At 71.6% G+C, this 24370-nt stretch carries 27 protein-coding genes; 10 read left to right on the forward strand and 17 right to left on the reverse strand.

Annotated elements, in window-relative coordinates; translation table 11 throughout:
* Positions 1 to 78: 78 nt before the first annotated feature.
* Together R6Y94_RS00830 and R6Y94_RS00835 are read left to right on the forward strand one after the other, a co-directional pair.
* Positions 79 to 831 carry a hypothetical protein gene (locus R6Y94_RS00830; protein ID WP_318393775.1) on the forward strand — a complete coding sequence of 251 codons (753 nt, stop codon included), beginning with the start codon at positions 79 to 81 and terminating at the stop codon, positions 829 to 831.
* 124 nt (positions 832 to 955) lie between these two features.
* On the forward strand, positions 956 to 1186 hold the full coding sequence (locus R6Y94_RS00835) for a hypothetical protein (protein WP_318393776.1): 231 nt from the start codon (positions 956 to 958) through the stop codon (positions 1184 to 1186).
* 6 nt (positions 1187 to 1192) lie between these two features.
* On the opposite strand, the gene R6Y94_RS00840 is transcribed toward R6Y94_RS00835, so the two are convergent.
* A complete protein-coding gene (locus R6Y94_RS00840; protein WP_318393777.1) occupies positions 1193 to 3001 on the reverse strand; it encodes an Hsp70 family protein in 1809 nt (602 codons plus the stop codon).
* Between the two features lie 78 nt (positions 3002 to 3079).
* On the reverse strand, positions 3080 to 3811 hold the full coding sequence (locus tag R6Y94_RS00845; protein ID WP_318393778.1) for a DUF6766 family protein: 732 nt from the start codon (positions 3809 to 3811) through the stop codon (positions 3080 to 3082).
* Between the two features lie 324 nt (positions 3812 to 4135).
* On the opposite strand from R6Y94_RS00845, the gene R6Y94_RS00850 reads away from it, so the two are divergent.
* On the forward strand, positions 4136 to 5113 hold the full coding sequence (locus tag R6Y94_RS00850; protein WP_318393779.1) for a DNA topoisomerase IB: 978 nt from the start codon (positions 4136 to 4138) through the stop codon (positions 5111 to 5113).
* Positions 5114 to 5219: 106 nt separating this feature from the next.
* Here R6Y94_RS00850 and R6Y94_RS00855 read toward each other — a convergent pair whose 3' ends face one another.
* The 7 genes from R6Y94_RS00855 to R6Y94_RS00885 all read right to left on the reverse strand — a co-directional run bounded on the left by R6Y94_RS00855 (position 5220) and on the right by R6Y94_RS00885 (position 10509).
* Positions 5220 to 5873, reverse strand: a complete 654-nt coding sequence (locus R6Y94_RS00855) for a DUF3618 domain-containing protein (protein ID WP_318393780.1) — start codon at positions 5871 to 5873, stop codon at positions 5220 to 5222.
* Positions 5870 to 6313 (reverse strand): phage holin family protein, encoded by a 444-nt coding sequence (locus R6Y94_RS00860; RefSeq protein WP_318393781.1) that lies wholly within the window; start codon positions 6311 to 6313, stop codon positions 5870 to 5872. Before R6Y94_RS00860 ends, R6Y94_RS00855 begins: the two co-directional genes overlap by 4 nt.
* The gene (locus R6Y94_RS00865; protein WP_318393782.1) at positions 6310 to 6897 is read right to left on the reverse strand and encodes a hypothetical protein; all 588 of its coding nucleotides are present in this window, start codon (positions 6895 to 6897) and stop codon (positions 6310 to 6312) included. Before R6Y94_RS00865 ends, R6Y94_RS00860 begins: the two co-directional genes overlap by 4 nt.
* 329 nt (positions 6898 to 7226) lie before the next feature.
* Positions 7227 to 7835 carry a flavodoxin family protein gene (locus R6Y94_RS00870; RefSeq protein WP_318393783.1) on the reverse strand — a complete coding sequence of 203 codons (609 nt, stop codon included), beginning with the start codon at positions 7833 to 7835 and terminating at the stop codon, positions 7227 to 7229.
* Positions 7836 to 7857: 22 nt separating this feature from the next.
* Positions 7858 to 8130 carry a hypothetical protein gene (locus R6Y94_RS00875; protein ID WP_318393784.1) on the reverse strand — a complete coding sequence of 91 codons (273 nt, stop codon included), beginning with the start codon at positions 8128 to 8130 and terminating at the stop codon, positions 7858 to 7860.
* 208 nt (positions 8131 to 8338) lie between these two features.
* Positions 8339 to 9139 carry an SDR family NAD(P)-dependent oxidoreductase gene (locus R6Y94_RS00880; protein WP_318393785.1) on the reverse strand — a complete coding sequence of 267 codons (801 nt, stop codon included), beginning with the start codon at positions 9137 to 9139 and terminating at the stop codon, positions 8339 to 8341.
* 185 nt (positions 9140 to 9324) lie between these two features.
* Positions 9325 to 10509, reverse strand: a complete 1185-nt coding sequence (locus R6Y94_RS00885; RefSeq protein WP_318393786.1) for a zinc-dependent alcohol dehydrogenase — start codon at positions 10507 to 10509, stop codon at positions 9325 to 9327.
* Positions 10510 to 10807: 298 nt separating this feature from the next.
* Here R6Y94_RS00885 and R6Y94_RS00890 point away from each other — a divergent pair, with 298 nt between their 5' ends.
* The 4 genes from R6Y94_RS00890 to R6Y94_RS00905 all read left to right on the forward strand — a co-directional run bounded on the left by R6Y94_RS00890 (position 10808) and on the right by R6Y94_RS00905 (position 14593).
* Complete coding sequence (locus R6Y94_RS00890; RefSeq protein WP_318393787.1) at positions 10808 to 12151, forward strand: extracellular solute-binding protein; 1344 nt, start codon at positions 10808 to 10810, stop codon at positions 12149 to 12151.
* A 7-nt stretch (positions 12152 to 12158) separates the two neighbouring features.
* Positions 12159 to 13142 (forward strand): sugar ABC transporter permease, encoded by a 984-nt coding sequence (locus tag R6Y94_RS00895; RefSeq protein WP_318393788.1) that lies wholly within the window; start codon positions 12159 to 12161, stop codon positions 13140 to 13142.
* Complete coding sequence (locus R6Y94_RS00900; RefSeq protein ID WP_318393789.1) at positions 13139 to 14074, forward strand: carbohydrate ABC transporter permease; 936 nt, start codon at positions 13139 to 13141, stop codon at positions 14072 to 14074. Before R6Y94_RS00895 ends, R6Y94_RS00900 begins: the two co-directional genes overlap by 4 nt.
* Before the next feature lie 102 nt (positions 14075 to 14176).
* Positions 14177 to 14593: a CBS domain-containing protein gene (locus R6Y94_RS00905; RefSeq protein ID WP_318393790.1), complete on the forward strand. Its 417-nt coding sequence runs from the start codon at positions 14177 to 14179 to the stop codon at positions 14591 to 14593.
* A 225-nt stretch (positions 14594 to 14818) separates the two neighbouring features.
* Here the strand turns inward: R6Y94_RS00905 and R6Y94_RS00910 are convergent, their stop codons facing one another.
* Together R6Y94_RS00910 and R6Y94_RS00915 are read right to left on the reverse strand one after the other, a co-directional pair.
* A complete protein-coding gene (locus tag R6Y94_RS00910) occupies positions 14819 to 16351 on the reverse strand; it encodes an FAD-dependent oxidoreductase (RefSeq protein WP_318393791.1) in 1533 nt (510 codons plus the stop codon).
* Between the two features lie 35 nt (positions 16352 to 16386).
* Positions 16387 to 16914, reverse strand: coding sequence for a DUF6098 family protein (locus R6Y94_RS00915; protein ID WP_318393792.1), 528 nt, complete (start codon positions 16912 to 16914; stop codon positions 16387 to 16389).
* A gap of 159 nt (positions 16915 to 17073) precedes the next feature.
* Here R6Y94_RS00915 and R6Y94_RS00920 point away from each other — a divergent pair, with 159 nt between their 5' ends.
* Positions 17074 to 17379 carry a hypothetical protein gene (locus R6Y94_RS00920; protein WP_318393793.1) on the forward strand — a complete coding sequence of 102 codons (306 nt, stop codon included), beginning with the start codon at positions 17074 to 17076 and terminating at the stop codon, positions 17377 to 17379.
* Positions 17380 to 17543: 164 nt separating this feature from the next.
* Here the strand turns inward: R6Y94_RS00920 and R6Y94_RS00925 are convergent, their stop codons facing one another.
* The 5 genes from R6Y94_RS00925 to R6Y94_RS00950 form a co-directional block, all read right to left on the reverse strand.
* Positions 17544 to 17906 (reverse strand): glycosyl hydrolase family 65 protein, encoded by a 363-nt coding sequence (locus R6Y94_RS00925; protein ID WP_412102665.1) that lies wholly within the window; start codon positions 17904 to 17906, stop codon positions 17544 to 17546.
* A gap of 130 nt (positions 17907 to 18036) precedes the next feature.
* Positions 18037 to 18261 (reverse strand): PfkB family carbohydrate kinase, encoded by a 225-nt coding sequence (locus R6Y94_RS00935; RefSeq protein WP_318393794.1) that lies wholly within the window; start codon positions 18259 to 18261, stop codon positions 18037 to 18039.
* On the reverse strand, positions 18231 to 19019 hold the full coding sequence (locus R6Y94_RS00940) for a PfkB family carbohydrate kinase (RefSeq protein ID WP_318393795.1): 789 nt from the start codon (positions 19017 to 19019) through the stop codon (positions 18231 to 18233). Before R6Y94_RS00940 ends, R6Y94_RS00935 begins: the two co-directional genes overlap by 31 nt.
* Positions 19020 to 19218: 199 nt before the next feature.
* Positions 19219 to 19578 (reverse strand): STAS domain-containing protein, encoded by a 360-nt coding sequence (locus tag R6Y94_RS00945; RefSeq protein ID WP_318393796.1) that lies wholly within the window; start codon positions 19576 to 19578, stop codon positions 19219 to 19221.
* Between the two features lie 109 nt (positions 19579 to 19687).
* On the reverse strand, positions 19688 to 20884 hold the full coding sequence (locus R6Y94_RS00950) for an MFS transporter (RefSeq protein ID WP_318393797.1): 1197 nt from the start codon (positions 20882 to 20884) through the stop codon (positions 19688 to 19690).
* Between the two features lie 5 nt (positions 20885 to 20889).
* Here R6Y94_RS00950 and R6Y94_RS00955 point away from each other — a divergent pair, with 5 nt between their 5' ends.
* Together R6Y94_RS00955 and R6Y94_RS00960 are read left to right on the forward strand one after the other, a co-directional pair.
* Positions 20890 to 21420: a MarR family winged helix-turn-helix transcriptional regulator gene (locus R6Y94_RS00955; protein ID WP_318393798.1), complete on the forward strand. Its 531-nt coding sequence runs from the start codon at positions 20890 to 20892 to the stop codon at positions 21418 to 21420.
* A gap of 76 nt (positions 21421 to 21496) precedes the next feature.
* Entirely contained in the window at positions 21497 to 23272 is a 1776-nt protein-coding gene (locus tag R6Y94_RS00960) for a glycoside hydrolase family 15 protein (RefSeq protein WP_318393799.1), read from the forward strand.
* An 83-nt stretch (positions 23273 to 23355) separates the two neighbouring features.
* On the opposite strand, the gene R6Y94_RS00965 is transcribed toward R6Y94_RS00960, so the two are convergent.
* Positions 23356 to 24306, reverse strand: coding sequence for a nucleoside hydrolase (locus R6Y94_RS00965; protein ID WP_318393800.1), 951 nt, complete (start codon positions 24304 to 24306; stop codon positions 23356 to 23358).
* Positions 24307 to 24370: the final 64 nt, after the last annotated feature.

Raw genomic sequence — 24370 nt, forward strand, 5'->3', positions numbered from 1 at the left:
CCCCGCTGACAACGCCACCAGGGCGCGCGAGCTGCCCAGGCGGCACCGAGCTGTCGATGGCGTGGCAGGATCGCCGCCATGACCTCACCGCGGTGGCTCGACCGTTATCTCGCCGGGCGACGGGACCAGGTTTGGCATGAACTGCGCCAGGCCGGTCGCGCCGTTCGACAGGATCCGGACCTTGCCGGCGAAGCGCGGCTGGTCTGCGACGAGATGGCCCGGCGGGCCCGGCAGAACGTCGAGGTACTCGTCGAACGGCTCACCGCCGACGGTTACCGGTTCCACACCAACGACGACGAACAGCGCCCGGTGACGCCACACGTCGCCCCGACCACGACGGCGGCAGAGCACGCGGATTGGCTTGCGGAACGGTTCGGCGACGTCCCCATGACGGTCCTTTCCTGGACCCGGTTGGTCGGAGACGTCTGGCTGGTAGGAAGCCACCCGCAGTGGGACACGTCGGCATCCGGCGACCCCCTGGTCGTCGAACTGGAGGGGGCGCGTCACCCCGACCACCCGCCGATCCGGCACTACTTCGATGCGGAATGGAATGGTTGGCGGGAACATTCCGAGGAGGACCCGGACGCCGGTCTGTTCGTGCTTCCCCTCGCGCCCGACCGGCTGCACAAGGAGAACGTCAGCGGCGGTCCGCCCTATGGGATCGTGCTTCCCGACGGCTGTGTGGACGGGCTCTTCGCGGGCGAGACGACCATGCCGTTCGTCTGCTATCTGAACCAGGTCTTCAGCCACGGCGGTTTTCCGCGGCGGACGGGATCGCAGGACGAATGGCGCATCAGGCGGGCCCTGGCCAAAGACCTGCTACCGCTCTGATCCGGTCGGCTGCCGCCCGCCGTCGAGGCCGCCTCAGAACCGGTCAGGAATCGAGAAGCTCGGGTCGGGAGGCCGGGGCTAGCCTGACCTCCTCGGGGGTTGCCCGTCGTCCGAGGAGGTCCCGTTGACCTGGAACAAGTGGATTCGGCAGATCCACCGCTGGCTCGCCGTCGCCTTCACGCTCTCCGTCATCGCCGTCGCCGTCGCCGTCGGAGCACAGCAGGAACCCGCCGCCTGGGTGTTCTACCTGCCGCTGCTCCCGCTCGTCCTGCTCATGTTCACCGGTCTGTACCTGTTCGTGCTGCCGTACATCACCAGGTGGCGCGGCGGACGGCGCGCCGTTCGCGGGACCTGACCCGGGTCAGCGCGGGACCGGCAATGCCTGGTCCGAGATCCGCCGGTACTCCATCGTGGAGCTTTCCCCGGCGACCCTGAGCAGCTCGGCGGTGCAGTCGTAGGTGCTGGGCGGTCCCGAGTCGTCCCAGCCCATCGCCTTCCGGTCGCGCTGTGAACCGTCGATCTTCCACACCGTCGTGCCGCGCGGGCGGCCGTCCGTGTGGGTGAGCTTGTCGCCGATCGTCAGGTAGGTGAACCGGATCGTCCCGGTGTGGGTCACCCGGTAGCTGCGCCCGCGCGCGGTGCCGCCGGTGGTGACGCCCCTGCGGTGGTCGGTCCACCCGGTGCCGGTCGGGCCGTAGTTGACCTCACCCCGACCCGGGGTCAGCAGCTTCAGGTCGACGTCGGTGCCGAAGAGCCCGACGTTGCGCTCGTCCCAGCGGGTCATCCGCCAGCGGCCGACCACGCAGGGGTCGACGCCGGGCGCGACGCTCCTCGACGGTGTCGGGACCGGCGTCGGCGCGGCGGTCGGCGTCGAGGGCACCGCCCCGGCGGTCACCGCTCCGGCACCGGCCAGCAGCCGGTCGCCCCCGCCGGCACGGTGCGGTTCGCCGACCGGATTGAACACGAGCGCCATCGCGGCCGACACCAGCACGACCGCGACTCCGGCGGCGAGGGTGGTCGCCCGGCGCGACATCCGGGGGAGCCGGCGAGATCGGGTCCTGACCGGTGTCGGTGGCTCGCCGGCCGGCAGGTCGGCGAGCTGCCCGGTGGGCCGGATCGCGCCTTCGGCGACCGCGAGCTCGGGTTGTTCGATCGCGGTGGGTGTCAGGGCGAAGGACTGGTGCAGCAGGGTGGCGACCAGCGGATAGCGGCTGGCGCCGCCGACCAGGTAGACGCCGGCCAGGTCGGCGGGCGTGACGCCGGCCCCGCCGAGCGCGGCCCGTGAGGCGGTGATCGTACGTTCGAGCAGCGGCCGGGCCAGTGCGTCGAGCTGTTCACGGCCCAGCGGGACGTCCTCGTCGACCAGCGGCAGCGTGATGCGGGCCGACGTCCGTCGGGACAGTGACTCCTTTGCGGTCCGCACGTCGTCCCAGAGCTGCCGCCGCAACCGCAGGTCGGGCTCTGACCCGGGGTGGGTGAGACGGCGCCACGTGCCGGGGTCGCGGCTGCCGAACACCGCGGTCAGGTAGGCGATGATCGCGGCGTCGAGGTCGAGTCCGCCGGCGCCGACCAGGCCTTCGGTGCCGAGCACGTCGAAGCCGTCGGCGGTGCGCCGGACGACCGAGGCGTCGAAGGTGCCGGCCCCGAGGTCGTAGACCAGCGCGACCGATCCGGCGGGCAGGCGGCTGCCGGCCACGCCGACGAAGTAGGCGGCCGCGGCCACCGGTTCCACGACGAGGTCGACCGAGGGTACGCCGGCCGCGACCGCCGCGCTGCGGAGGATCTCCCGGCGCCGGTTACCCCAGCCGGCGGGATGCGCGAGCACCATCCGGCCGGGTGGACCGCCGGCGACCCGCCTCGCCTCGTCGACGACGCGGCCGAGCACGGCGGCGATCAGGTCCACCACCGGGTATTCCACATCGGAGAGCAGCACGCTGCCGTCGTCGATCCGCTGTTTCGGGTAGGGCTCGACGCCGGCCGGGTTGGCGCGGGCGGTCTGCAACGCGTCCCGACCGACCAGCAGGGTGCCGCCGTCGGCGCAGACCGCCGAGGGCAGCAGGGGAGAACCGTCGAAGAGCACCGGCCGGACCCGGCCGTCGGGCCAGAGCAGTGTCGCGGCTGTGTTTGAGGTGCCGAAGTCCACACCCAGCACGATCCCGTCCGCGCTCATGGACACCACCGTATCCGGGCGGCGCCGGTCGTTCGCACTTCGACCCCGGCGATCCCGACGGTCGTTCCTGCCGAGCTGTCACGCCCCGGTTTCGCGGTGCGGGGTGTTGACCGGCTTCGACTCCGGTGACCCGTGCTGGCGCAGGAAGACACTGAGCACGATCAGTGTGCCGACGGCGAGGAATTCGCTCTGCCAGTTCTGCATCGACTGGAACCAGAACTCGCTGCTGCCGAGGAACTGCCACGCGGTGATCGGCGGTGCTCCGGTTTCCAGCGCCTGCTGTTCGTTGTACTCGGCGGTGCCGCTGACCAGGTGCAGGACGAAGGAGGCGCCGAAGAGCAGGAAGAGCGCGATGGACAGGCTGTTGCGGTACAGCGCCAGTAGCAGGCCACCGGCGCGTACCGGCCAGGGGGAGTTCGACTTCGCCTTGACCGGGTTGTCGCCTGGCCGGTCCTGGTCCGGATCGGGCTTGGACTCCGCCGACCCGCGTTGCACCAGATAGACCGTGAGCAGCACGTACGCGCCCATCTGGAGGAATTCCGACTCCCAGTTCTCGAACACGGCTTCGGCGAAGTGCCCCGTGCCGAGGTAGTCGAGATAGCCCTCGGGACGCACGCCGGCCTGGACCAGTTCGTCGTTGTGGGTCTGCCAGCCGAAGAGGCTCTGTAGCGCGAGGAAGATCAGGAACGCGCCGAACATCGTCACGGCCAACCCGTGGTCGCGCAGCCAGTGACGGGCCCGGGTGGCGGGCTGCGGGCCCGCCTGGCGCCGCGCTGTGGTCCGCCCTCGTGTGACGGTCTGTTGTCCCATGCCGGGACCTCCTTTCCCCCCGGAGGTGCCCTTCCCGGGTCAGGGAACCCCTCCTGCCCGGGCCTTGCTTCCCTGCACGGGTTCGCGGAAAACCTGGTCACGGCGTGTCGCGGCCGGGGCGGGAGGTCGGCGGGCGGCGCGCCCGGGTGATCGGCGTCAGGTGTCAGCCGGCCGGCGGAAGGGGTCGTGCTGGTAGACGTGTACGGTCTCGATCCGCCCGAAGGGCGATATATGTCACCGTACGGGTGAGCGCGTCCCGGCGGACCTTGGAGTGCCCGAGCGGGTCCGGGGGTAGAAGGGCGGGCATGACAGCGACGGTGAGACATGCGGTTGCGTCGCTCTGACCCCAGCGTCCCCGGTTACCGTCGCCGTCGGCGGGGACGGGGAGTGACGTTTCTCGACTCCGCAGGGCGGCCGATCACCGACTCGGCACAGCTACGTCGGCTGCGTGACCTTGCCATCCCGCCGGCCTGGCGGGAGGTGTGGATCTCGTCCGATCCCCGGGGCCACATCCAGGCCACCGGCATCGACGAGGCCGGGCGCAAGCAGTACCTCTACCACCCGGTGTGGCGACAGCGGCGGGATCGCGAGAAGTTCGCGCACGTCCTGGAGGTGGCCGGACACCTCGGCCAGTTGCGGAAGCAGGTCGAGAACGATCTGCGCGAGCGCGGCCTGACCCGGTCGCGGGTATTGGCCGCCATCACCCGCCTGTTGGACCTCGGGATGTTCCGGATCGGCGGCGACCAGTACGCGGCCGGCGAGGCGCCGACGTTCGGTGTCGCGACGCTGCGTCCGGAGCATGCCCGGAGGGCCGCCGGCTGTGTGGTGCTGGAGTTCCCGGCCAAGGGCGGAGTGGAGCAGAGCCGGCGGGTGACCGATCCGGACCTCTGCCAGGTACTGCGGGACCTGCGGCGCCGTCGTCGGGGTCGGGACCGGTTGTTCGGCTACTGGGCGCGGCGGCGCTGGTGGGACGTACGTGCCGAGGACGTCAACGAATACCTCCGTGAGGCGAGCGGCACCGACATGACGGCGAAGGACTTCCGCACCTGGCACGCGACCGTGCTCGCGGCCACCCGCCTGGCGGCGGCCGGGCCCCGGAACTCGGAGGCGAAGCGGCGACGGGTCGTGGCCGGGGTGATGCGGGAGGTGGCCGAGCTGCTCGGCAACACCCCGGCGGTGGCCCGGGCCTCGTACGTCGACCCCCGCCTCCTCGACCTCTATCGGGACGGTCGGCTCGGGCCGCTGGAGGGAACGTCCGGCCAAGCCGCCGAGCAGGCCGTCCCCGGCCTGCTCGGCGGCTGATCCCGGCACCCCCACCCAGGCGATGCCAGCGGAGGAATCCAACCCGGGCGATCAGCCCCGTCCTGGTGCCCGCTCGGCGGGCCGCCCGGAGCGGTCGCCGGCCCGATCAGCGTCGGCGTACCTCGCCCATCGTCTCCTGGGTCTGCCCCCGCAGCTCCTCCGCCGACGAGCGGGCGTGCTCGCGCATCTCGCCCGCGTGCTGACCGGTGCGGGAACGGACCGATTCGACGGCGTGCTGGGCCGGTTCCCGCAGATTCTGCTGTGTCTGCCGGGCCATGCCGCTGGCCTGCTGCTTGATCTGGTCGGAATGCTCGGCGACCTCGTCCCGGAGCCGGCCGACCACCCGCCGCTCCGCCGGACTGGCCGGCAGTAGCGCGGAGGCGAGCACACCGAGCCCGAACGCGACCAGGCCGGCGGCCAGTGGATGCCCTTCCGGCATCTGCCGGGTCTGCTGTCCCAGCGCCTGAGCCCGATGGCCGGCCGAGGAGAGCCCGGCCTGTGACGCCTCACGAGCCCGCTGCATGCTGCCGCGCGCCTGCTGCGCACCCCCGCGTGCCTGGCCGGCGATGTCCTGGCGGGCGTTCTCGGCGCTACCCATCACCGTCTCCCGCGCCCGCCGCCAGGCATTCCGAGCCCGGCCCGCCTGGTGCTGCGCCATGCTGCGCGGGTTCATCCGGTCGCCGAGCGCGTTCAGGTTCTCACCCAGGCGATCCTGGGTACGGTCGGCGTCGGCCCGGATCGAGCCTGGGTCCATACTCATCCTTGTCCCCCCGATCGATGCTGTGTCCGGTCACGCATGGCGGAAGGCATCCGCCGGATCGACTCGGACGTCTGTGGCAGCGGCCGGAGGCTGCGCGCCTGACGCCTGGCCACCCCGACGAGAATCGCGGCGACCACTGCCCAGACCCCCGCGACGACCAGTGCCCCCCAGCCCTGGTCCATCACGTTCGACAACCCCCACCACAGGGCGTACGACAGGAAGAGCAGCACCATCAACGCGCCGAGCGCGGCGCCGCCGAACATCCCGGCGACCCGGCCGGCGGTGCGCATCTCCTGCCGTAGCTCCAGTTTCGCCAACTGGATCTCCTGGCGGACCAGGGTCGACGTGTCGCGGGTGACGGCACCGAGCAGTTCGCCGATCGAGGCGCGGCTGGGGTCCTGCTCCCGGTCCGCGCCGAGCCCACCCGCCGAGACGCTCATCGCCGTACCTCGCTGGTCCGTCCGTCACCGGACCCGCCACGCTGTCCGGCCCCCGCCTCCGGGAGCGGGTTGCCGTGCGGCTGGCCACCCATCCCGGACGGCTGCCCGAGCATCCCGTCGGGCCGGACATCCGGCTCCGTCCGCCTCCCGTCAGGATGGGGATCGGACGGACCGCCCTGCAACGCGTCCCGGGTTCGGGTCAGTCGGCCCGCGAGCACCCCGGCGACGGCTGCCCCGGCGAGGAAGAGTCCGGGATTGCGGCGGGCGTAGTCGCGCACGTCGTTGAGTACCATCCCGGGTTCGCGCTGGTCGAGCCACTGGGCCGCCTGCTGAACGCGTTCGGCCGCGTGTCGGACCAGGTCCGTGCCGACCCCTGGGCGGTCGCTGCGCTCGGACATGGCCCGCAGTTCGTCGCCGATGGCCCGCAGGCCGGAGGCGGCCCGCTGCTGCTGCGCGCCCGCCTGTTCCTTGAGTTGGCCCGACGCCTGCCCCATCAGATCCTTGGCCTGGCGGCCCGCCTCGGCTGCGACGTCCCGGCCCCGGTCGGCGGCGTTGTGTGCCAGGCCTCCTCCGGTCTGTGCCAACCGCTGTCCAGTCTCCGTGGCGCCCTGCCGGGCAACCTGGGTCTTCGACCGGTGACCGTCACCAGACGGGTCAGCAATCCTGTCCTGTGTCATCTCCGCCCCCAGCTTCGCCCGCGGTGTCGACCGCCGGATACCCCGCTGACCGGCAGTTATACCGACACGTGCCGGGCCGTGGGAGACCGTGACCGGACCGGCTGTCGCGAGTCAGGTCCTCCCACATCGGGAGCGGGAGGGCGGTGGTTCGCCCATATCGGTCGTTATGGTCCGTTGCCGCCCACGGAAGGCTGTCGAGGCCAATCGGGTGAGGCGGCAGGCTCTGACCGTTCAGATCAGCTCGCCGGGTAAGCCTGTGCCGCCAGCAGATGCGCCAGGTGCGCGGAGTTGCGGGCGAGCGCGCTGGTCGCGCTGCCGGTGGTGTCCGGCTTCGGTCCGGCGTCCCGGTAGTCGGTGCCGCCCATGGCCTCGCCGACCCAGTAGGTGGACGCGGCGGCGGCGACGCTGAACCCGACGTCGTTGAGCGCCTGGAGTACCTCGGCGGTGACGTGGTGCGCGCCGTCCTCGTTGCCGACGACGGCCACGGCGCCGACCTTGCCGTACGTCCGCAACCGGCCCTGGTCGTCGGTCTCGGACAGTTCGGCGTCGAGGCGTTCCAGCACCATCTTGCAGACGCTCGACGGCTGACCCAGCCAGATGGGGGTCGCCACCACCAGGATCTGCGCGTCCATCAGCTTGGTGCGGATGGCCGGCCACTCGTCGCCGTCGCCTTCGTCGGTGGATACGCCGAACTTCACCCTGTGGTCCACCACCCGGATCAGTTCGCCGTCCACGTCGTGGTCGGCCAGTGCGGTGAGCACCTCCCGGCCCAGCAGTTCGGCGCTGGACGGCGCGGGGGAGGGCTTGAGGGTGCAGCACAAAACGAGGGCACGGACGGTTCCCACAGGTCTGCTCCTGAACTCGATCTTATCGGCTGACCGGTGTCCTCCTACCCCGTACCGTGCGAGCCGAATCGTCCGATTCCACCTTCCCGCCCGGGTGGGCGACGAGACCGCCGCCGTCAGCTATCCGGCGACGACGAGCGCCTGGGGCCGCCTGCTTCATCCGGGTACGCAGCCAGCCGAGCTGGACGCTGGTCTCGGCGGCGCAGGACAGGACGACCTCGAACAGATCCCGGTCCCGGACGCCCTGGGCAGCCTGCCCCACGACCGTCCAGCAGATGCCGGACCCGGCGGTCATCAGATAGGGGTTCGCCGGGCCCGATCCCTCCTCGAGGGACGCCGAAACAGCCCGGCAGGTACGACTGTCTCCGCTACCCGTCGCCGGCGGACGAAAACCGCCAGCCGGTGGCGTCGCGATCGGTGGCTGGACCGCGCGCACCCGGCCGGCGTGCGGGGCGGAGGCGCCCGGCGGAGGCGCTGCCGGGTGGGCCGGGTCGTCGGGCGGCTCAGCCGGCAGCGGAGCCGGGCCTGGCCTGCCTGCTGTGCAGCTCGGCCTTGACCCGCTCGGGGGTCAGCTTGGCCGCGCCGGCCAACATCCGGTTGCGCACCGAACCGGCGACGACGTGGTCCCTGCCGGCCATCATGGCCTCGAATCCGTGCCGGGCCACCTCGGCCGGGTCGTCCTTCGGGCCGGCGCCGAGCCTGGTGTCGCCCATGTCGGCCCGCTCGAAGAACTCGGTGTCGGTGGGGCCCGGCATCAGCGCGGTCACCGTGACACCGGAATCCTTGAGTTCGTTGTGCAGCGCCTCCGAGAACGACAGGAGGAACGCCTTGGACGCCGCGTATCCGGCCTCGAACGGTCCCGGCTGGGTGGCGGCGATCGACGAGGTGAACATGACGCGTCCGGCGCCCCGCGCGACCATCGGCGGTATCCCGAGCTTGGCCAGATGCACCGACGACCGCACGTTGAGGTCGATCAGCCGCAGTTCGTCGGCGAGGTCCGTCTCGGCGAACCTGCCGCTGAGGCCGATGCCGGCGTTGATCACCAGGGCGTCGAGCGGGCGGCCCGTCGAGGTGACCCGGTCGTACGCCCGCTGCACACCTGCGGGTGTGGCCAGGTCGGCCTGGACGGGCTCGACGGTGACGCCCAGCGCCTCGACGTCCCGGGCGGCCGGGCCGATGCCGTCGTCCTCCGCGACGACGACCAGGTCGAAGCCGTGCCGGGCGAACTCCTTCGCCAACTCGTAGCCGATGCCGCTGGAGGCGCCGGTGACCAGCGCGAGCGGTCGGCCGGGGGTGTCGGTCATCTCGGGTGCTCCTTGTCGGGTCGAAGGAGTGCCTCCTCGGCGGAGTGTGCTCCCTGCCGGGCCGGGAGGAACGGCGGCCGGCTGGCCGGCCGCGCGGTCCGCGGCGAGGTTGCCCTTCATGCCCCGCCGGCCCGGGGCTAAACCAGCCCCGGCACCCGGCGTCGCGCGGGTGGCGCCGCCGCCCGTTACGGCGCCAGCACCACCTTGATGCAGCCGTCCGTCTTCTTCTGGAACATCTCGTAGCCTTCGGTTGCACGCCGCAGCGGCAGTCGGTGGGTACGGAGATCCTCGACGCCGAGCGGATCGTCGTCCCTCTCCAGCAGCGGCATGATCTCGTCGGTCCAGCGGCGTACGTGTGCCTGGCCCATCCGCACCTGGACGCCGCGGTCGAACATCTCCAGCAGCGGCATCGGGTCGAGTTCCCCGCCGTAGACGCCGGAGAGGGAGACGGTACCGCCACGGCGTACCGACTTGACCGCGGCGTGCAGGACGCTGAGCCGGTCCACCCCGAACCGGTCGTTCATGGTTCGGGCCACCCCGTCCGGCAGCAGTCCCACCGTGGTCTGGACGAGCTTGCCCCAGGGTGAGCCGTGCGACTCCATCCCGACCGCGTCGACCACGGCGTCGGGGCCACGGCCGTCGACCAGGTCGATGAGGGTGCCCGGCACGTCGTCCAGTTCGTTGACGTCGACGGTCTCCACGCCGTGCCGCCGGGCCATCGCCAGCCGTTCGGGCACGAGATCGAGACCGATGACCCGGGCGGCGCCGAGATGGCGGCCGACGCGGGCGCAGAGTTGTCCGACCGGACCCAGCCCGAAGACGGCGAGCGTGCCGCCCGGCGGGACGTCGGCGTACCGCACCGCCTGCCAGGCGGTCGGCAGGATGTCGGAGAGATAGAGGTACCGCTCGTCCGCTCCCGTTGCCGGCACCTTGACCGGCCCGAACTGCGCGTACGGGATCCGCAGGTACTCGGCCTGGCCGCCGGGTACCGAGCCGTAGAGGGAGGTGTAGCCGAACAGGGCCGCGCCCTTGCCCTCGGACCGGACCTGGGTCGTCTCACACTGGGCGTAGAGCTGGCGCTCGCACATCCAGCACCAACCGCAGGAGATGTTGAACGGCACCACCACCCGATCTCCCGGACGGAGCCGGTCCACCGCCGGCCCCACCTCCTCGACGACACCCATCGTCTCGTGTCCCAGGATGTCGCCCGGCTTCAGATAGGCGCCGAGCACCTCGTAGAGATGCAGGTCGGAGCCGCAGATCGCGGTCGAGGTGACCCGGATGACCGCGTCGGTCGGCTCCTCGATCCGGGGATCCGGCACCTCCGTCACCCGCACGTCGCGCTTGCCCTGCCAGGTCAACGCCTTCACTGGTTCCGCCTCCCGTCGGCATACTGATGCCAGAACTGCTACCCGGGTGTGTGCCGCGTCAACCGGCGTGGCGCCGCGCCTTCCCGGGACGCCGGTGACGCCGCAGGTCCCGACCGACTCGACGCTGCCAGCACATCGCGGAAAGTCACCGGACGTCGGGGCCGGTCCGCTCCACCGACGGCAGATGGCGCAGATCACGCCGCAACGACGGACCGAGCGTTTCAACCGGACGGCCGGGTGGAAGTAGTCACCCGCTGCGTTGCCCGGGTCGGCCGGAGACGCGGGGAGGGGGCACACCATGCGGAGGAGTTCAGGCTCGGCGGCACTGTTGGCGCTGGTCCTCGGCGTCGCCGGTTGTGGCGGGGTCGGCGGCACCGGCGACGACGGCGGCACAGGCGGATCCGGCCGGCTCACGACTCTCGGGTTCAGCTTCTCCGACGAGATCGCCACCAGCCGGGTCGACGCGTTCAAGCAAGCCCACCCGGAGATCACGGTGGAGGTCACCGAGGGTGGTTTCGACGAGCAGCAGTTCCTCTCGGCCGTCGCCGACGGGAATCCGCCCGATCTCGTCTATCTGGACCGGAAGCTGATCGGCACGTACGCCACCCGGGGCGCGATCACGCCGCTCACCGAGTGCGTCGAGAAGCACGACGTCGACCTCGACCAGTACCGGCCGGCGGCGCGCGAGCAGGTGACCCTGGACGGCGTCCTGTACGGCATCCCCGAGTTCTACAGTGTCCGCGTCGTCTACCTGGACGAGGCCGTACTCCGGCAGGCCGGGCTGACCCCCGACCAGGTCGACCTGGCGAACTGGGCCAATCTGCCGGCCCTGACCGACCGGCTGGCCCGGGTCTCGGACGGCCGCCTCACCCGGATCGGCATCGACCCGAAGATTCCCGAGTTCCTGCCGATCTGGGCCAGGGCCAACGGGGCCGACCTGCTCTCCGCCGACGGGCGCACCGCCCGGCTCGACGACCCAAAGGTGCTCGAAGCCCTCCAGACCACTCTTGGGTTGCTTCAGCGGCAGGCCGGCTGGGACAGGTTCAAGGGCTTCCGGGACACCTTCGACTTCTTCGGCCCCGACAGCCCGCTGGCCCGGCACCAGCTCGGCGTCTGGCCGATGGAGGACTGGTTCCTCAACCAGGTGGCCAAGAACACCCCGGACGCGCAACTGGTGGTCAAGCCGTTCGTCGACCGGCAGGGCAACCCGCTCACCCTGGTCAGCGGCCAGGCCTGGGCGATCCCCAAGGGCGCGAAGAACCCCGAGGCCGCCTGCGAGTTCGCCAAGCAGATGACCGAGACCGACACCTGGGTGGCGGCGGCGAAGGCGCGGGTCGCCGCCCGGCAGGCCAGCGGAGCGCCGTTCACCGGCCTGTACACCGGTAACGCGGAGGCGGACCGCCGGATCATGTCGGAGGTGTACCGCCCCAGCGGCAACCCACGGTTCGACAACGCCGTCCAGACCATCCTCTCGGTGCAGGAGCACGCCTTCGCCATTCCGGCGTCCCGGGCCGGTGCGGAGTTCGACAAGGCGTGGATGGACGCGGTCAACCGGGTGCTGTCCGGCCAGAGCGAGCCGGCCGAGGCGCTGCGCCGGGCGCAGTCCGAGGCGACCGCCGCACTGGACCGGGCCGCGAAGTAGCCCGACGATGGCGATCAGCACCGTCGACGTCGCGGCCGCCGACCGGCCCGGCGAGACCGGCGTACCCCGGCGGCGCCGCCGGACGAACCCGCTGGCCCGGCACGAGACGCGCTGGGCGTACGTCTTCATCGCGCCCTGGCTGCTCGGCCTGCTGGTCTTCCAGGCCGGCCCGATGCTGGCCAGCCTCTGGCTCAGCCTGACCGAGTACGACGTGGTCAGCGCGCCGACCTGGACGGGTCTGGACAACTACCGGCGGATCGCCGAGGACCCGATGGTGCGGCGCAGCCTCACCAACACGCTGTACTACACAGTGCTGCACGTGCCGCTGACGATGGCGGTGTCGCTCGGCCTCGCGATGCTGCTGCTGCGGGTCGGCCGGCTCCAGGGCTTCTTCCGGACGGTCTTCTACCTGCCGGTGATGACCCCGGCGGTGGCGATCGGGGTGCTCTTCCTGCTGCTGCTCAACACCCAGGACGGCCTCGTCAACCGGGGCCTGGCGGCCATCGGCGTCGACGGCCCGGCCTGGACCACCGACCCGGACTGGGTGATGCCGGGAATCGTCCTGATGAGCCTCTGGAGCCTCGGCTCGACCGTGGTGATCTACCTCGCCGCACTGCAGAACGTGCCACCTGACCTGTACGAGGCGGCGAGCATCGACGGTGCCGGAGCGTGGGCGCGCTTCCGGAACGTGACCGTGCCGATGATCTCGGGGGCGCTCTTCTTCACCCTGGTCGTCAACACGATCGCCTCGATCCAGATGTTCACCGAGGTCTACACGATGTACTTCGGTAACCGGGAGACGCAGAACAGGTTCAACTCCGACGCCGCGACGTTCTACGTGATCCGGCTCTTCCAGGAGGCGTTCCAGTTCCTGCACATGGGCTACGCCTCGGCAATGGCCTGGCTGCTGTTCCTGGTGATCCTCGCTATCACGGCCGTGCAGGTACGGCTCTCCCGGCGGTTCGTCTACTACGAGGGGCGGGACCGATGAGCGAGACCGTGACCCGGGCCGGCGACGCTCCGGTGGCACCGCCGGCCGTTCCGCCACCGCTGTCACCGGACCCGGCCGGACCGCCGCGGCGCCGGGCCGCGGGCCGGCCGTGGTGGCGGCGGCTGCCGTCCGTACTCGCGCTGGTCGCCGTGGCGACGCTGTTCATGCTCCCGTTCGGCTGGCTCGTCAGTGCCTCGCTGCGCCCCCGCGAGTACGTCTTCTCCGCCAGCTTCCTGCCGCTGCCGTGGCGCCCGGAGAACTATTCCGCGGCCTGGTCGGCGATACCGCTGGTGAGCTGGTTGTTCAACAGCCTGCTGGTCGGGGTCGCCGCGGCGGCGGCGGTCACCGTCTCCAGTGCCTGGATCGCGTTCGGCTTCGCCTACTTCCGGTTCCCGGGCCGGAACCTCCTGTTCGGCCTGGTCCTCGCCACCATGATGCTGCCGTTCGCGGTCACCATGATCCCGACCTACCTGATCTGGTCGGAACTGCGCCTCACCGGCACCCAGGTGCCGCTCTGGGCCGGCAACCTCTTCGGGTCGGCGTTCTACATCTTCCTCATCCGGCAGTTCCTGCTCTCCCTGCCGAGGGAGTACTTCGAGGCGGCCCGGGTCGACGGCGCCAGCTATCCCCAACTCTTCTGGCGGCTGGCGTTCCCGCTGATCCGGCCGGCCCTGCTGGTCGCGTTCGTCTTCGAGTTCAAGGCGAGCTGGACCGACCTGATCAAGCCGCTGATCTATCTCCGCGACGAGGAGCTGTACACCCTGCCCAGAGGGCTGAAGGTCCTGCTGGACCGGTTCGGGTACGGCGGCGAACAGCAGTGGGAGATCGTCCTCGCCGGCAGCGTCATCGCCACCGTACCGATGATCATCCTGTTCTTCCTGGCCCAACGACACTTCGTCGAGGGCATCGCCACCACCGGCCGCAAGGGCTGACGACGGCGCGGAGTCGCCTGCTCTCGATGCCGCGACGGGCATCGAATCCCGGGCTTCCGGGTAGAAGGCTCGCAAGGCCGTCCGTAGAGAAGGTGATTGGGTATGACAACCGCACGGGAGATCATGACGCCGAACCCGACCTGTGTCGGCGAAGGTGAGGACATGTTGACCGCCGCCCGCCGGATGTCGGAGCTCGGCGTGGGTTCGATGCCGATCTGCGGCAGTGACAACCGGCTCAAGGGCATGCTCACCGACCGCGACATCGTGGTGAAGGTACTCGCCCAGGGTCGTGATCCGCGCAGTGTGACGGCAGGAGAACTCGCCCAGGGCAAGCCGGTGACCATCGGGGCCGACGACGACGCCGAGGAGATCCTGCGGACGATGGGCAGCCACCAGGTACGCCGGCTCCCGGTGATCGACGGACACGACCTCGTCGGAGTGGTGGCCGTGGCCGACGTCGCGCGAGCCCTGCCGGACCGTCCCGTCGGTGACCTGGTCGACGCCATCTCGCAGCGCTGAACCCGACAGCAGAACGCGCGGGCGGTACGGCGCATCCGGCTCGCTCCCATCCGGGCTCGACGGTACCGGCACCGTCGAGCCCGGTTGGCGTCTCCGAGCGGCGAGCGGGTCTGCGGCGATGCGCGGCCCGGGGTCGTCGAGGAGACCGTCGACGCACCGGACGGGTGGGGCCGGACACGACGACGGGGAGTGGACACTCAGGGTTGGTGTTGAGGTGGGCGGGCGTCAGGTCCTGACGTCGCCCGCGGGCGGCAGTGGTGTGCTGGCCGGCCCGTGCAGTACGGCACCTTCTACGTCGAAACGGGAGCCGTGGCACGGGCAGTCCCAGGTTTTCTCGACATCGTTGAACGCGACGACGCAGCCCAGGTGGGTGCAGGTCGCCGAGACCGAGTGCAGGTCGCCGGAGTCGTCACGGTAGACCGCGCACCGCCGCCCGCCCATCCGGATCACGGCCCCGTCACCGGGTGCGAGCTGCTCGGGAGAGTCGGCAAAGCTGGCCGGTCGCAACCGGTCTCCGACGAACCGCCTGGCGACCTCGGCCGCGGCTTTCACCAGGGGCACCGCCTCGACCACGGGATGCAGGCGACGTGGGTCGTACAGCTTGCTCCAGGGCGGCGGATCCGTTCCGTCGATGAGAGCGGTCAGCAGCCGGCCGGCCAGTACTCCGTTGGTCATTCCCCAGGCGTTGAAGCCGGTCGCCACGTAGACGTGCGAGGCGCCCGGGTGCAGCAGACCGATGTAGGGGATCCGGTCGGTGCTGGTGTTGTCCTGAGCCGCCCAGTGGTACGCCAGCGAGTCGACCGGGAAGTGCTCACCGGTCCAGTCGGCGAGTCTGTCCAGGCGCTCGCGCACTCCCGGCGTTCCGGGTTGGAACGACTCGCCGGTCACGATGAGCAGCCGGCGCCCGTCGCCGTACGGGGCGGTACGGACCGAACGGGTGTTCTGCTCCGGCGTGACGTACATGCCGGCCGGGTCGTCACCGGCGTCGATGGCGGCGGCGACCACCAGTTCCCGGTGTGGTACCAGCCGGGTGAACAGGCCCGCCCGGTCGAAGATCGGGTAGTGGGTCGCGACCACGACGTCCCGGGCCGTCACCGTGGCACCGCTCTCGGTGCCGAGCCGGCACGGCTCGCCCTCGGTCAGGTCGACGACGCGGGTGCGTTCGAAGATGCGCCCGCCCCGGCGGACGAGGTCGGCGGCCAGCCCGAGCAGGTAACGGCGGGGATGGAACTGGGCCTGCCGGTCGACGCGGATGGCGGCACCGATCGGGTACGGCAGCCCGGACTCGGTGACCAGCGACGCCGGCAGGCCGGCGAGACGTGCCGCCTGGACCTCGGCCTCGATCTGGCCGCGTTTCTCCTCGGGCAGGTAGGTGTAGGCGGGCAGCCGCTCCAGGTCGCAGTCGATGCCCAGTTCGAGGGCTGTCGCGGCGACGTGCTCGAGGGCGTCGAGTTGGGACGCCGCATACCAGCGCGCGGCCTGCTCGTCGAGTTTCGTCCGCAGGTGGGCGTAGACGAGACCGTGTTGGGCGGTCAGTTTCGCGGTCGTGTAGCCGGTGACCCCGGCGGCGATCCGGTCGGCCTCGAGGACCGCGACCGCAACCCCGGTGCGGGCCAACTCCCAGGCCGTGCAGAGGCCCGCGATACCGCCGCCGATCACCGCCACGTCGACCTCGACGTCGTCGGCCAGCGCGGCGAACGAGGTCGCCGCCGTCGAATCCATCCAGTACGACTCCGCCGAGCCCGGTTCATGCACCATGTCGTCGCTATACCCGCACCCGCTGACCGCCACGCTCACTGCGCGACGCCCAGTCCCCACCCTCGCCGCTCGTCCTCGCCGTCCTGATCCGCGCGGTGCAACGGACCCCATTCGTCGGAGCGTTGTCCCCGGATCGCCAGGTCGGCCTCGCGGAGTGCCTTCTCGCCCACCCACGCGACCGGTCGGCGGCAGATCACCAGCGGTTCGTTGTCCGGTCCCCGTCCGCACTCCCGGCCGGTCAGGACCCAGGGGGAGGCTCCCGGGCCGCGGAGTTCCCGGACATGGCAGTAGTCGTAGAGACGCCGGGCGACCCAGAGATACCGCGAGCGGTCGCCCCACCACGGCTCGACCCGCAGCGGGTTGGCGGACAGGCCCGGCAGTGGCACGCCGGTGAGCGCGTCCCGGCTGGTCTGCCGGGACGCACCCCGACCGACGTGGTCGGCGTCCGGGCCGTGGGACCACCGCACGTACAGTTCCTCGTCCGCCGGCGCCTGCCGCACCAGTTCGGCCAACTGACAAAGATCCTCGATCCGGTACATCCCTGCGGTCGCCTGCTGATCCATGCCGTCACTCTGCCCCCGCACTGGCCAGGTCATTCCTGGTTCGCCCGAGCTGTGCTGTCGGGCGTCGCCGGGCCGGCGCCAACCGACATGGCGGCCGGCCCCACCGCCGATCGGAGCGTGGCGTGAGTGAACGGATCCGGCGCTGGGTAGTGGGCAGTCATGACGACACGTGACGACGCGATCTTGATAGGCGGCCCGCACGGCGAGAGCCTCGTCGCGGCCGGCGACTCCGGACTTGTCGAACTGGAGCTCGACGGACTCATCCACCGGTACATCCGGACCACCGCGACGAGGGAAGTCGGCGGTGGCACGTACCGGGTCTACAACTACGACGGGGAGGTGGCCGCGGACGGCGGGAGTTCGGGCTCGGAGAACGCCCGGGACCGGGTGGCCTCTCCGCTGGCCGCAGGCCAGGCCACCGAGCTTCCTTCCAGCCGGGACGATCTGTCCGGCTCCCGCTCCTAGCCTCCCGCGCCCTCGCCGCCGTCCGGGCCGCCGCCGCTCCTCCCTCGCAGATCCAGGCGGTCCGGACGGCGTCGGCGTGCCCGCTCCACCCCGTGTGCCGGAGCCTTCGCCCTCATCCGTGTGCTGGAGCCTCGGGACCGGGTTGAGCCGGTGGAGGCACGGGCTCACTCACCAACACCGGACCGGGCCGCCCGGATGGCGGTCACCGGCTGCCCGGCATGCCGGCGTCGGGGAGCCCGACCGGGCGGTGCGGCGGGTTCCGGGCCGGGGTCGGGGAGTTCCGGCAGCGGCAGGCGACGGGGGCGACGCGGTCGGAGGTGCACCCGCGTCCCGTGGTGGCGCAGCCGGATTCCGTGCTCGTCGGTGCCCTTCCGCAGCAGGTACGTCGCGGTGTCCCCGGTCACCGTGACCCGAAGCCGGCGGCCCCGCCAGCGGAGCGAGAACTCCAGCCGGGTCAGCGCCGCCGGCAGCCGAGGCGCGAACGCGAGTTCGTCGCCGCCGTCCCGGAGCCCGCCAAAGCCCGTCACCAGGGCCGGCCAGACGCCGGCGAGGGTGGCGGTGTGCAGGCCGTCGCGGCTCTGCCCGGCGAGACCGTGCAGGTCCTGTAGGGCCGACTCGGCGAGGTGGGCGTGACCGAGGTGGGCCCGGTCTCGACGCTCACGCCTCGCCGCCGATCAGCCGATCGTCACCCGGTTCGGGAGCGAGGTCCGCCAGCCGCTTCCGTACCGCAGCGCCACCGAGCGCGGGGCGGCCTCCGGGATGCCCGACACTGGCACCGGCGGCGGCCACCGCGTACCGGGCCGCGTCCGGCGGCGGGTCACCGCGCAGCAGTGCCACGGTGAGCGCGGCGGTCAGCGCGTCTCCCGCGCCGGTGGTGTCCACCACCGTCTCCTCGGTGAGCGGCACCAGCAGATGCCCCCGGCCCCAGCGACGGTCGTCCCAGACGAAGAGGTTTCCCGCTGGCCCGAGGGGCCGAGCACGACCAGGTCCGGGCCGGCGCGGAGGAGCCGCTCGGCGGCGGCACGGAGCCGATCCGGGTCGTCGGTCGAGACGCCGGTCAGCAACCCGGTCTCCCGGTCGTCCGCCCGTAGCACGTCGGCGGCCGCCAGCAGCGGCTGGCGGTGCTCGTCGTCGGCCGGCGCGCCGTCGAGCACGAGCAGCCGGCCCGCCTCCCGGGCGAGCCGCGCCGCCGCCAGCGCCGCCGGTGGTGGCTGCTGGAGCTGCACCAGTACGCCGTCGGCGGCGAACGCCTCCGCCGCCTCCCGCACGTCCGCCTCGGTCAGCAGCATGTCGTCGGGCAGGTGTTGCAGGTAGCGCCAGCCTCCCTCGGCGTCCAGCGCCTCCACGATCAGCCCCGTGCCCGCCCCGACCCGGCGGCGTACCCACGACACGTCGATACCGTCCCGGCGCGCCTGCGCCAACAGGTCCGCACCGACCCGGTCGTCGCCGGCCACGGCGAGCAGGATCGGACGGGCGCCGAGCTGGGCCAGCGCCACCGCCTGGTTGGCGCCCTTGCCGCCGAGCATCTCGCGGCGGCACCGGACGTCGGCGGCGCTGCCGGCCGGTGGCATCCGGTCGACCACCAGTACGAGATCGCGGGCCAGTTGTCCGACCACCAGAACCTGCGGGACAGCGCTCACGGACCTTCAGCTACCCAGAACCGGCCGGCGCTACTCGGCCGGGCGTCACGACCGGCGGCCGGCCCGTGCTGCTGTACCGCGTCGGACGAAGCACATCGGGCCCGCTGGCGAAGCCGGAGCTGCCGCCGGACGACGGCCATCGCCGCAGCCGGCGGTCCTGGCTGGCCTGAGGGGCCGACCGTCTGCCCGGTGCGTGGTCTCAGGTGCCGTCGCTCATGACGGAGAGCAGACCGGTCAACTCCAGGACCCGACGAACGTTTCGCCGGCAGTTCACCACGTTCAGGCCGGCGTCCTGTTTGGTCGCGCGGTTGTAGGCGTGCACGAGTGTGGCGATACCGCTGGAGTCCAGGAAGGTGACACCGGCCAGGTCGACCGTGAGTTTGTCGGGCTTCTGGTCCAGCAGTTCGTCCAGACAGTCTCGTAGGTTGTCGGCGGTGCTCATGTCCACCTCGCCGTCGGCTGCCACCCGGATCCCGATGCCGTCGCGCACCACTGTCAAGGACAGAACGGCCGCGGTGGAATCGAGTTCGGGGGACATCTCCCGCCTTCCGTCCGTCATCGCATCATAATGACACCTGCGGCGGCCCGCGAGGCGCAGGGCGGCGCTGGTTCGCTTATCTGGTCCCACACCCGAAGCTACGATGCGGGACCCTGGCATCGTCATCCGGTCATGACGGCGCCCCTCGGATGTCCGGATGTGACGGTCGGTAACGTTCACGTCCGGTCGCGGCCTGGAGGCCCGCACGCTGCCGGTAGGCGAGCGCGAAGCCGGCAATCAGGGTGGTGCACACGAGCAGGAACGCGGCCCTGGTGCCGAAGTGGTCGTTGACCAGCCCACTGCTGGCCGAACCTGCCGCCACCCCGAGTTGGCCGGCGGTCTGCTGCCAGCCATAGCTCTCCGCGCTCCGGTGCCGCGGCACGGTCCGGACCATGAGTTCGTCGGTGGTGGCGAGCCACGGCGCCAGCGCGAGGCCGAAAGCCAGCAGGGCGAGGCCCATCTGAGGCACGGTGCGGGGCAACAGCAGCGCGCCGGAGGTGAGCGCCAGTGCCGCCAGCAGGGCCAGGTAGCTGACCACGAGGCCACCGGAGCGGCCCCGTTTCACCAGCAGCAACCCGCCCAACAGGCTCGCGGCCGACCAGACGGCGACCAGCAGCCCGGTCTGGTTCGAACGGCCGTTGTCCGTGGCGAAGGCGGGTAGGAGCACCCACATGGCGCCCATCCCGACCATGTAGGCGAAATGCACTCCGACCAGCGTGAGTACGGCCACCCGCGCCGGCCCCGTCCAGGCCCGGGCGACCGGCTCGGCACGGCCGCCGCAGGGTGGGATGATCGCGGCGTCGAGGAGCAGTGCGATGGTGCCGACCGCGGTGAACGCCAGCAGTGCTGCGGCCGGACCGACGTAGCCGAGGATCACCGTCACGGCCAGCGGGCCGGCGACGTACAGCAACTCCTGCCCGACCGCGTTGAGCGCGTAGGCGCGACTGAGCGCGGGGGCGGGCACCAGGGTCGGCAGGATCGCGCGGCTGCTGCTGGTGACCGGAGGCGTGGCCAGGCCGGCCACGGCGGCGAGGGTGAGGTAGCCGGCCGGGCTGGCGGCGAAACTGAGCCCGATCAGTGCCGAGGCGTGCAGCATCCCGAATCCGAGCAGGACTCTCCGATGCCCCAGCCGGGCGAGCAGCCGGCCGGCCAGCGGGGCGCTGATGGCGAGGCCGACGCCGCAGGCGGCGCCAGCGGCGCCGGCGACGGCGTAGCTACCGCTGATGTGGTGACCGAGTAGCACGACCAGCAGTTGTCGCAGCGCGATCGGTAGCTGGGCCAGGTTGGTCGCGGCGATGACGGCGAGGCTGCGACGCGGTAGATTCATGAGTTATGAATGTTCCCGCCGACGACACGTCAAACCTGCTCGGCGCGCTGAGTCTGCTGATCGAAGGCACGGTCCGGGCAGCCGTGACCGCCGAAGCGGGAGCCGCCGGGTCACTGCCCGAGGCGCTGGTAGTGGTCAAGGACCAGCCGGGAGCCACCGCGGAGTGGCTCGGCCAGGTGCTCGGCCTCTCCCAACCGGGGACCGCGCACCTCGTCCGCCGCCTCGTCCAGTCGGGCTGGATCGAGCGACGACCCGGCAGCGACGCCCGCAGCTACCGCCTGCACCTCACCGCCGCCGGACTGCGGATCGCCGAACAGGTACTGGGAGCCCGACGCCAGGTCCTGACCGAATTGCTCACTCCGTTGTCCGCCGAGCAGCGCCGGCAGTTGACCGACATCGCCACGGCCCTCCTGCGGCCGCAGCCGGCCGACGAGCGGTGCCTGGCCCGGCTGTGCCGGCTCTGCGACCGGTCGGCGTGCACGGAGTGCCCGGTCTACGCGGGATACACGGATCGCGGGCCGGACAACTCCGGGTAGCCGACCCCACGGCGGACGCGCCGACGGCTCGGCTCCGCTGAAGTGCTATCCCCAGCAAATCGGGTATTCGCCCGGAATGTCCGAGGCCGCCATCGCCGACTACGGTCTGCTGTCCGACTGCGCGTCGGCGGCGCTGGTCAGCCGGCACGGCTCGGTCGACTGGTGGTGCCCGGGCCGGTTCGACGCGCCGTCGGTGTTCGGCCGGCTGCTGGACCCGGACGCCGGACACTGGACCCTCTGCCCGGTGCCCGGGTCGGACCCGCGGACGGAGCGGGCGTACGTCGACGGTTCGCTGGTGCTGCGGACCGTGCATCGTACCGGCACCGGCAGCGTCGCGGTCACCGAAGCGCTGCTGGCGGAGCCCGGGGTGCATGCACACGACATCGGACGGGATTCCCCGATGGTGCTGGCCCGGGTCGTCGAAGGACTCACCGGCACGGTACGGATGTGCTGCGAGTACGTCCCGAGACCGGAATACGGGCTGATAGTTCCGTACCTGCACTGCCGCGACGGGCAGGTACTCACCACCGCCGGTCCGCTGACCCTGGCCCTGCGCGCCCCGGTGCCGCTGGACTGCGCGCGCGGGCGGGCGGTTGGCGAGTTCGACGTCGCCGCCGGTCAGGTGTTCGGCTTCGACCTCGCGACCGCGACGGCCTACGGCCCGCCGCCACGGCGGCTGGACCCGGTACCGGCGCTGCGGGACACCGTCGAGTCGTGGCGGGCGGCGGGGGACCTGCACCGGTACGACGGTCGTTACCGCGACCTCGTACAGCAGCACGCGTTGATCATGCAAGGCCTGACCTACCGGCCCAGCGGGGCGGTGGTCGCCGCCGTCACCACGTCCCTGCCGGAGCGGCTCGGCGGCACCGACAACTACGACTACCGCTACGCCTGGCTGCGGGACTTCTTCCTGACCATGCGGGCGCTCTGGGTCACCGCCTGCCCCGAGGAGACCGGCCGGCTCTTCGACTGGGCCGCCCGCTCGGCCGGTCGCACCGGTGACGAACCCGTGCCGGTCATGTACGGGGTGACCGGCGAGCGGAACCTGGCCGAGTACTCCCTCGACCATTTGCGCGGCTACGCCGGCAGTCGGCCGGTCAGGGTCGGCAACGGCGCCTGGCGGCAGCGGCAGCACGACGTGCCCGGCGAGGTACTGCTCTGCGCGTACCTGCTCCGCGACCGACTCGGCGACGTCACCGAGGAGCTACGGGCGCTGCTGGTCGGCCTGGCCGAGCAGGCCACCCACTGGCGGGAACCGGACGCCGGCATGTGGGAGGAACGCGGCCCCGGACGGCACTACCTCGCGTCGAAGGCGATGTGCTGGGGCGCGCTGGACAGCGCGGTGAAGCTCGCGCCGATCCTCGGCCCGCGCGCCGATCCGCAGCGGTGGGCCGCCGTCCGCGACGAGATCCGGCGCACGGTGCTGCGCGACGGCTGGAACGAGCGCGTCGGTGCCTACACCGGAGCCATCGGATCGGCGGAACTGGACGCCTCGGTGCTGCTCCTGCCCGGCTCGGGCATGGTGGCGGCCACCGATCCGCAGATGCGCGCCACCATCGAGGCCATCGCGACAGACCTGACGACCGAAGGACTGGTCCGACGCTGGCCAGACGATCCGGCCGGCTTCGTGATCTGCACGTTCTGGTTGGTCGAGTGCCTGGCGATGGCCGGCGAGACCGAACGGGCCGCCGCACTCTTCGAACGCACCGCCGCCCGCGCCAACGACCTCGGGCTGTTCGCCGAACAGATCGACCCGCGCACCGGCGCGCACCTCGGCAACACCCCGCTGGCGCTGTCCCACGTCGGCCTCATCGGAGCCGCCTGGCGACTCACCAAGCCCACCTTCATCTGAGCCCGCCTGACCGCCTCCGGGAAGTGCGCCGGCAACGGGCGCGGCCTTCTCCGGGAGCCTTCGGCGCTCGGGCGGCGCGGTCGTCACCGGCGGCGCGCCGGTGACGCCAGCCGTTCGACCGCGCCGGTCACCAACTCCCAGAACGCCTCGACGTCCAGGTGCAGCGCCACGTTGGCGTTGTCCGGCGTGGCGGTGCGGTGGTGCAGGTCGACCACGGTCGCGCCCCGGGTGTGTGTCCCGGCCAGTTCCACCGCGACCGGCGCCGGTACGCAGGCGACGATCGACGGGTCTATCACCCGGGCAACGGCGACCGGATCGTGCAGCGGCGGATCGGCGAGCCCGAACACGTCCTGGTACGTCGCCGCGAAGAACGTCATGAGGTCGATGCAGATCCGTGCCAGGTCGGTGTCGAGCCGCCGGAATCTCGCGATGACGTCCGGCGTCACCAGCGCCTGGTGGGTGGTGTTCAGCCCGCACATCGTCACCGGCAGGCCGGAACGCAGCACGATCTGGGCGGCCTCCGGATCCACCACCACGTTGAACTCACCGTACGGCGTGACGTTCCCGCGTCCGGTCGAGCCACCCATGAACACGATTTCGCGGATCTTCGGCGCCACCTCGGGGTGGTCCCGCAGCAGCGTCGCGATGTTGGTGAGCGGCCCGGTGGGGACGAGCGTGACGGGTTCCGGATGATCGAGCAGGATCCGGCGGATCAGCGCGACGGCGTGCTCGTCGAGGACCGGCACCGTCGGTTCGCCCAGGGTCGGGCCGTCGAGCCCACTCGCCCCGTGGATCTCCGGCGCCACCCGCAGTTCGCCGGCGAGCGGCCCGGCGCACCCGGCGGCGAGCGGCACGTCGGTGATGCCGGCGGCGGTGCAGATCCGCCGCGCATTCACCGTGGTCTTGTCGAGGGTCTGGTTCCCGGCGACAGTGGTGATGGCGAGCAGGTCGATCCGGGGGTCAGCCGCGGCCAGGAGGAGGGCCAGCGCGTCGTCATGGCCAGGGTCACAGTCGAGGATTACCGGAGTGGTCACGGAACACAACCCGCTTCTGAGATCGACGACAGCGGTTCGCCCAACCGTACGGCAAGGCGCGCCG

This window comes from Plantactinospora sp. KLBMP9567 (genome assembly GCF_033446045.1).
Taxonomy (GTDB): Bacteria; Actinomycetota; Actinomycetes; order Mycobacteriales; family Micromonosporaceae; genus Plantactinospora.

Bases quoted from the DNA above. Each gene is read 5' to 3' on its own strand.
- R6Y94_RS00830 (WP_318393775.1), top strand. From the start codon at position 79: ATGACCTCACCGCGGTGGCTCGACCGTTATCTCGCCGGGCGACGGGAC.
- R6Y94_RS00840 (WP_318393777.1), bottom strand. From the start codon at position 3,001: ATGAGCGCGGACGGGATCGTGCTGGGTGTGGACTTCGGCACCTCAAAC.
- R6Y94_RS00845 (WP_318393778.1), bottom strand. From the start codon at position 3,811: ATGGGACAACAGACCGTCACACGAGGGCGGACCACAGCGCGGCGCCAG.
- R6Y94_RS00850 (WP_318393779.1), top strand. From the start codon at position 4,136: ATGCGGTTGCGTCGCTCTGACCCCAGCGTCCCCGGTTACCGTCGCCGT.
- R6Y94_RS00855 (WP_318393780.1), bottom strand. From the start codon at position 5,873: ATGAGTATGGACCCAGGCTCGATCCGGGCCGACGCCGACCGTACCCAG.
- R6Y94_RS00860 (WP_318393781.1), bottom strand. From the start codon at position 6,313: ATGAGCGTCTCGGCGGGTGGGCTCGGCGCGGACCGGGAGCAGGACCCC.
- R6Y94_RS00875 (WP_318393784.1), bottom strand. From the start codon at position 8,130: ATGACCGCCGGGTCCGGCATCTGCTGGACGGTCGTGGGGCAGGCTGCC.
- R6Y94_RS00880 (WP_318393785.1), bottom strand. From the start codon at position 9,139: ATGACCGACACCCCCGGCCGACCGCTCGCGCTGGTCACCGGCGCCTCC.
- R6Y94_RS00890 (WP_318393787.1), top strand. From the start codon at position 10,808: ATGCGGAGGAGTTCAGGCTCGGCGGCACTGTTGGCGCTGGTCCTCGGC.
- R6Y94_RS00895 (WP_318393788.1), top strand. From the start codon at position 12,159: ATGGCGATCAGCACCGTCGACGTCGCGGCCGCCGACCGGCCCGGCGAG.
- R6Y94_RS00900 (WP_318393789.1), top strand. From the start codon at position 13,139: ATGAGCGAGACCGTGACCCGGGCCGGCGACGCTCCGGTGGCACCGCCG.
- R6Y94_RS00905 (WP_318393790.1), top strand. From the start codon at position 14,177: ATGACAACCGCACGGGAGATCATGACGCCGAACCCGACCTGTGTCGGC.
- R6Y94_RS00910 (WP_318393791.1), bottom strand. From the start codon at position 16,351: ATGGTGCATGAACCGGGCTCGGCGGAGTCGTACTGGATGGATTCGACG.
- R6Y94_RS00915 (WP_318393792.1), bottom strand. From the start codon at position 16,914: ATGGATCAGCAGGCGACCGCAGGGATGTACCGGATCGAGGATCTTTGT.
- R6Y94_RS00920 (WP_318393793.1), top strand. From the start codon at position 17,074: ATGACGACACGTGACGACGCGATCTTGATAGGCGGCCCGCACGGCGAG.
- R6Y94_RS00945 (WP_318393796.1), bottom strand. From the start codon at position 19,578: ATGACGGACGGAAGGCGGGAGATGTCCCCCGAACTCGATTCCACCGCG.
- R6Y94_RS00950 (WP_318393797.1), bottom strand. From the start codon at position 20,884: ATGAATCTACCGCGTCGCAGCCTCGCCGTCATCGCCGCGACCAACCTG.
- R6Y94_RS00955 (WP_318393798.1), top strand. From the start codon at position 20,890: ATGAATGTTCCCGCCGACGACACGTCAAACCTGCTCGGCGCGCTGAGT.
- R6Y94_RS00960 (WP_318393799.1), top strand. From the start codon at position 21,497: ATGTCCGAGGCCGCCATCGCCGACTACGGTCTGCTGTCCGACTGCGCG.